This is a genomic window from Prosthecobacter sp., assembly GCF_046154365.1.
Lineage (GTDB): Bacteria > Verrucomicrobiota > Verrucomicrobiia > Verrucomicrobiales > Verrucomicrobiaceae > Prosthecobacter.
On the sequence record NZ_JBJXFV010000107.1, the window covers coordinates 1 to 3,923 of the forward strand.

General features: G+C 59.0%; 3 protein-coding genes. 2 read left to right on the forward strand and 1 reads right to left on the reverse strand.

Annotation, left to right across the window (positions count from 1 at the left end; all coding sequences use genetic code 11):
* Together ACKVY0_RS14115 and ACKVY0_RS14120 are read left to right on the forward strand one after the other, a co-directional pair.
* Positions 1 to 867 (forward strand): NAD(P)(+) transhydrogenase (Re/Si-specific) subunit beta (locus ACKVY0_RS14115; RefSeq protein ID WP_409215473.1); only part of this gene is annotated, 867 nt, incomplete at its 5' end.
* A 433-nt stretch (positions 868 to 1,300) separates the two neighbouring features.
* Complete coding sequence (locus tag ACKVY0_RS14120) at positions 1,301 to 2,644, forward strand: DUF1501 domain-containing protein (RefSeq protein WP_409215474.1); 1,344 nt, start codon at positions 1,301 to 1,303, stop codon at positions 2,642 to 2,644.
* 20 nt (positions 2,645 to 2,664) lie between these two features.
* On the opposite strand, the gene ACKVY0_RS14125 is transcribed toward ACKVY0_RS14120, so the two are convergent.
* Positions 2,665 to 3,923 (reverse strand): hypothetical protein (locus ACKVY0_RS14125; protein ID WP_409215475.1); only part of this gene is annotated, 1,259 nt, incomplete at its 5' end.

Sequence of the window (3,923 nt, forward strand, 5' to 3'; positions counted from 1 at the left end):
ATCGCGATGGCCACGGGCTCTCACAGCATGGTGCTCATGGTTTTATTCCTCGTGCTCGCGCTCGCGCTCGGCGTGCTCATGGTGCTGCCCATTGGAGGTGCTGACATGCCGGTGGTCATTTCACTGCTCAATTCCTTCACCGGTCTCGCCGTCGCGGCGGACGGCTTTGCAATCAACAACATCGCCATGATCATCGCGGGCACGCTGGTCGGCTCCTCCGGCACACTGCTGACCCTGGCAATGTGTAAGGCGATGAACCGGCCCGTGACGAACGTGTTGTTCAGCGCCTTCGGCAAAGTGAATAGCGCGTCTGCCGATCCCGCCGCAGCTACAGGCAGTGTAAGGCCCGTGCAGGCCGATGAAGCGGCGATGCTGCTCGGCGTGGCCAGTCGTGTCGTCATCGTGCCCGGCTACGGCCTCGCCGTCGCCCAAGCGCAGCATCAGGTGCGACAGCTTGCCGATGAACTCACCAAGCAAGGCGTCGAGGTCAGCTATGCCATCCATCCCGTCGCCGGACGCATGCCCGGCCACATGAACGTGCTGCTCGCCGAGGCCGATGTGCCGTATGACCAGCTCATCGAGATGGAAACCATCAATCCCGAGATGGATCGCGTGGATGTGTGCCTCGTCATCGGCGCAAACGATGTGGTGAACCCCGCCGCGCGCGAAGACAAGTCCAGCCCGATCTATGGCATGCCGATCATCGAGGCCGAGAAGGCCGGCACCGTGATCGTGATGAAGCGCAGCATGGGCAAAGGCTTCGCCGGCATCGAAAACGCCCTCTTCCTGCGCGACAACTGCCGCATGCTGTTCGGCGATGCCAAAGCGTCGCTACAGGAGCTGGTGGCGCTGGTGAAGGCGGGGTAGCTATGCTGTGAAGCAAAAATTGAGTGTGAGTCACCTTCGCGTCCGTTCATCTGGCCTGAAAGGCCCAAGGAGTCAGCCCAGGGCGCAAGCCCTGGGTTTGGCAACATCACACGTTCCCAAATAACGCAGGCGCTCCAACGGAGCGCGGGAACAGCGCTTCGGCACGCTCAGTGGTGATCTCATCCATCATGTTGAATCGGCTTCTCCCGCGCCCCGTTGGGGCGCAGACCTCCATCGGAAATCGTTTCTATATCGACCCAGGGCGCGAACGCCCTGGGCTGACTCCTGCGGCCACTTTGGGCCGCAAGCCCTCCCAACCAGAAAGTTCATACGGCATTGCGGCTAAACCCACTTCTCAACCCCCGTATGACTGTTGATGCCATCTCCCGATCGTCCCTGCGCTGGTCATAGCGATTCGCACGCGTTCACGTTCATGAACCCGCGTGTGCGGGATGGCGTCGTGGTGCATGGCAGGCGCTCGGTTTTAAAAACGAGCCTCGCAGGACTCGGCGCTCTCAGCTTGCCCGGCCTGATGAAGCTACGTGCGGAAGGAAAAGCCAAAGCGAGCAACAAAGCGGTGATCCTGTTGTGGATGACGGGCGGCCCCTCGCAAATCGACACCTGGGATCCGAAGCCGGACCGGCCTATCGAGAATCGTGGACCGTTCAAGACGATCCCAACGAAGCTGCCTGGCACACACATCTGCGAATATCTGCCGAAGCAGGCCGCGATGCTCGACCAGTTCACGCTCATCCGCTCGGTCGATTGCCGTTTCAGCAATCATGAGCCGAACATGGTCATGCAGACCGCGAATCTCGCCAACGAGCCGCGCACAAACCCGAAGGCGAAGTACTACCCGTCCTTCGGCAGCATCGTGGCGAAGCATCGCGGCCCGAATCATCCGTCCATGCCGCCCTACGTCGTGCTGAACATGAAATCGCGCTCGCACGTCGCCTGGGGCGGCTACCTCGGCACGCAGTATGATCCGTTCGATGGCAACAGCGCCACGAAACTCTTCCAACTGCCCTCCGGCCTCAGCATGGACCGCCTGCATGCCCGCCAGACGCTCAGCAAGCAGATGGACGGCCTCCGCGCCGAACTCGACGCCAGCGGCATGATGAGCGCGATGGACAGCTTCGGGCAAAAAGCCTTCGACATCGTCGCCGGTGGCCGCGCGCAGGAGGCCTTCGATTTGTCCAAGGAACCGCAAAAAGTGCGCGACCGCTACGGCGAGCATGATTGGGCCAAACAAGCATTGCTCGCGCGTCGTCTCGTCGAGCGCGGCTCATCCTTCGTCACCATCGACCTCAGCAATCACAGTGCCTCCGGCACCTGGGACACGCACGGCGACAACATCCCGCCCTACGGCGGCATCTGGAACGGCCTGCGCCCGCTGCTACCGGTTTTCGATCACGTCATCACCACGCTCGTCAGCGATCTCGCCGAACGCGGCATGCTTGATGACACCCTCATCATCGCCATGGGCGAATTCGGTCGCACCCCAAACCTCGGCACGCAAGGCAGCATCGACGGCCGCAACCACTGGCCACACGTCATGTCCATGTCCCTCGCCGGCGGCGGCTTCCGTCATGGCCAGGTCATCGGCGCATCCGACAAAACCGGCGGCGAGATCGCCGAACGCCCCGTCACCCCCGGCGACCTCGCCGCCACCATCTATCATCACATGGGCGTGCCTCTCGACGCGACCTACACGGATCATCAAGGCCGGCCGAACTTCATCGTGGACCAGGGTGCGCCGTTGAGGGAGTTGGTTTGAGGAATGCGCTTTGCCCGCCATCACCACAACGGTGAATCAGCCAAGCGAGAGCGCCTCACCGGAATGGCAGTTCCCCAATAGCGTTCGACCACCTTCTTTACGAGTTCCTCGAACCATGTTGGTGCATTTGGTGCCACATGAACAGCTTCAATGAGCTGCTTCAAGTCGCAGGGGATTAGTTCTCCACCGTCGGGATTGCGCGGCACATGCGGACTCGTTTGCAGGGCAGCCAAATCGCCCAAAGGCTTCAAAATGCGGAGTTCCTGTTCGTGCTCGAACGACAATCGCTTAAACATGAATGGCGCGAGTGGATTGCTCTCGGGAATCCATTGCTTCTGATAGTCCACATAGCGAACCATGCCGATGCGGGTGTCGGATGGCAAAACGGAGGACAGTCGTTCATAGCTTGTCTGGATGCAGACGGCTTCTTCTGTTCGCGCATAAAGCTTCCACATCCCTGCTGATTCATGGTTGCTGACATGCCGGCAACTCACGCCAACCCATTCTCGAAGCTTTTCGACGATCTCCGCTGCACTGAACCCACCTGTTAGGTGGAGATACTTTCGCACTATCGGGCGCAGTTCCTGGTTAACGTGACTGAACGACCCCTCGAATGGATCATCAAGCTTGTCGATGCGTGACATGAAGATGCCTTGCTGCTCAAACATCCAAACAAACTTCGTGAAGTCCATGTAGCGCCAGACTTTGCTCTCAACGTCGGCGGGCGGCAGAAACAGAGAAATGGGGGCTCGTGGATCTTTCTCAGATTGTCCGCTTCGGGCGAGATCACGAATGCGACGCGACTCTTCCCGAAGTTTGCGGAGTCGATATTCAGCCATGCTTTTTCGATTGGCATCTTCAGCAGCGTTTCTTGCATCTTCTGAATTCGCGAAATTGCTAATCAGAAAGCCTTCATATGCTCGCTTTCCATCGGCCCGATAGATTGCGGCTCTCCACATGGGATACTTTTTCACTCCTTGCCGATCAACGCCTGAGTAACGCATTACTCCCTTCGAGTTGCCTTCATCAAAGAAGCCGCCTTTGACCGCTCGGACACCATACACTTTATCAGTTGCTGCGAATTCCTCCTCGAAGGCATTCCGCAATCGCTTGGCGAATGCCAACGCTTTTGCTTCTCCACCAAACTTTTTCCAGACGCGAGCGCAAAAAGTCCAAGGTGCTTGATCATGCCTCGGGGAGCTGGTACAAGAAGGCACACCTTCACTCATGCGCCACTTCAACGCCCCCGATTCACTCGCACAAAACAGCCTCTTTGACT

Coding starts and splice junctions, on each gene's coding strand:
- ACKVY0_RS14120 (WP_409215474.1), top strand. CDS start 1,301: ATGAACCCGCGTGTGCGGGATGGCGTCGTGGTGCATGGCAGGCGCTCG.